Consider the following 2070-nt stretch of genomic DNA (forward strand, 5'->3'; position numbering starts at 1 on the left):
GCCGGAGGCGGTGAATGTGATGTGCACCTCGCCCGGACCCGGCTCGTCGACGTCGAGCTCGACGATCTCGAACTCCTTCTGACCCTTGTCCATCACTGCGGCGCGCGTCTTCATCGATCACCCTCCGGGCTCGTCACGACGGGGGGACCGTCATCACGTCGGTGGTAGCTCCCCCGGCGAAGCGGCGTCAAGGTCCTGACGACGGGTCCCGCCGGGTGCTTCCCAACCCCACCCACGGCCGCGAGGATCAGCCTGATGACGACCGCCGGAGCCGTCGGAGCGAGGGTGGACGATCTCGACCGGCCCCTGGCCGCCGTACACCCCCGACGTCGCCCGGGCCCGCCGGCAGGCCGTCGGCACGATCCTGTCCCGCACCGCCGGGAAGGTCCCGACGAAGACCGCGGTCGTGCACCGCGACGTCCGGCGCACGTTCGCCGAGCTCGACGCCGACGCCAACCGCGTCGCGAACGCGCTGGTCGAGCGCGGGGTCGCGCGCAACGACCGGGTCGCGATCTTCTCCCACAACTCCTACGCGTTCGTCGTCGCCTACTTCGCCCTGGCGCGGATCGGGGCCATCTCGGTGCCGGTGAACTTCAACTTCACCGCGCCCGAGGTGCGCTACGTCCTGGAGGACAGCGGGGCGCGTGCCGTGATCGTCGAGGACGCGCTGGTCGACACGCTCGGGGCGGCCCGGGTGGCGATCGCGATCGGGGTGGTCATCGGCGGGCGGGCTGGACGTCGTTCGACCGGCTCCTGGAGCACGACGACGCCACCGAGCCCGACGTCGAGATCGGCGACGACGACCCGGTCCAGCTGCTCTACACGAGCGGGACCACGTCGGCCCCCAAGGGCGCGATCATGACGAACCGGAACCTCATCGCCCAGTACCTCAGCGACATCGTCGACGGCGAGTACCACCGCGACGACGTCGAGCTGCACGCGCTGCCGCTCTACCACTGCGCGGCGCTGCACGACTTCCTCACACCCGACGTCTACCTGGGCGCGACCAGTATCGTCGTCGACTCCCCCGACCCCGACACGATCCTGCGCACCGTCGCCGCCGAGGGCGTCACGAAGATGTTCTGCCCGCCGACGGTGTGGATCCGGCTGCTGCGCTCCCCCGCGTTCGACCGGCACGACCTGTCCTCGCTGCGCAAGGGCTACTACGGCGCGGCGATCATGCCGGTCGCGGTCCTGACGGAGCTGGGCGAACGGCTGCCCGGCATCCGGCTGTTCAACTACTACGGTCAGACCGAGCTGGCGCCGAACGCGACCGTGCTGTTCCCCGAGGAACAGATCACGAAGCCGGGCACGACGGGCGGGCGAGCCTCAACGTCGAGACCCGGCTGCACGACGACGACGACCGGCCGGTGCCCGTCGGGCAGGTCGGCGAGATCGTCCACCGGACCCCGCACGCCATGCGGGGCTACTGGGGCAGGCCGGAGGCCACCGCCGAGGTGTTCCGGAACGGCTGGTTCCACAGCGGCGACCTGGGCGTGATGGACGCCGACGGCTACCTGACGATCGTCGACCGCAAGAAGGACCTCATCATCACCGGCGGCGAGAACGTGGCGAGCCGCGAGGTCGAGGACGCGATCTACTCCCACCCCGCCGTCAGCGAGGTCGCCGTGTTCGGGGTGAGCCACCCCGAGTGGATCGAGGCGGTGGCCGCGGCCGTCGTGCTCCGCGAGGGAGCCGGGGCGGACCCCGCACAGATCGTCGCCCACGCCCGGGGACGGCTCGCCGGGTTCAAGGCGCCCAAGTACGTGGTGCTCGTCGACGAGCTGCCGAAGAATCCCAGCGGGAAGATCCTCAAGCGCGAGCTCCGGGACACCTACGCCGACCTGGCGTCGCCGAGGCCGTGACGGCGGCGGTCGGCCGCCGCTTGACGCCGCCGCGCCGCGAGAGCTAGATCACGGGGTCGCGTTCCGTGGACAGAGCCGAGAGGTGACCCGAATGAAGACCCGCGCTGCGGTCATGGACAAGGGGCAGACGGAGTTCGAGATCGTGGAGCTCGACGTCGACGAACCGGGTCCGGGCGAGGTGCACGTCAGGTTCGTCGCGTCGGGG

The 2070-nt window shown here is 70.8% G+C and carries 3 protein-coding genes; all 3 read left to right on the forward strand.

What is annotated here, in order from left to right:
• Positions 1-406 precede the first annotated feature (406 nt).
• From LN037_RS33085 to LN037_RS32020, 3 genes are read left to right on the forward strand one after another with little or no spacing between them, the layout of a single operon-like run.
• Positions 407-862, forward strand: a complete 456-nt coding sequence (locus tag LN037_RS33085) for an AMP-binding protein (RefSeq protein WP_308286224.1) — start codon at positions 407-409, stop codon at positions 860-862.
• On the forward strand, positions 814-1500 hold the full coding sequence (locus LN037_RS33090; protein WP_372460584.1) for an AMP-binding protein: 687 nt from the start codon (positions 814-816) through the stop codon (positions 1498-1500). The genes LN037_RS33085 and LN037_RS33090 overlap by 49 nt, the downstream gene beginning before the upstream one ends.
• On the forward strand, positions 1500-1865 hold the full coding sequence (locus LN037_RS32020) for an AMP-binding enzyme (RefSeq protein WP_230761163.1): 366 nt from the start codon (positions 1500-1502) through the stop codon (positions 1863-1865). Before LN037_RS33090 ends, LN037_RS32020 begins: the two co-directional genes overlap by 1 nt.
• Positions 1866-2070 lie beyond the last annotated feature (205 nt).

The sequence above is a fragment of the Actinomycetospora soli genome (assembly GCF_021026295.1).
Taxonomy (GTDB): domain Bacteria; phylum Actinomycetota; class Actinomycetes; order Mycobacteriales; family Pseudonocardiaceae; genus Actinomycetospora; species Actinomycetospora soli.

Bases quoted from the DNA above. Each gene is read 5' to 3' on its own strand.
- LN037_RS32020 (WP_230761163.1), top strand. From the start codon at position 1,500: ATGGACGCCGACGGCTACCTGACGATCGTCGACCGCAAGAAGGACCTC.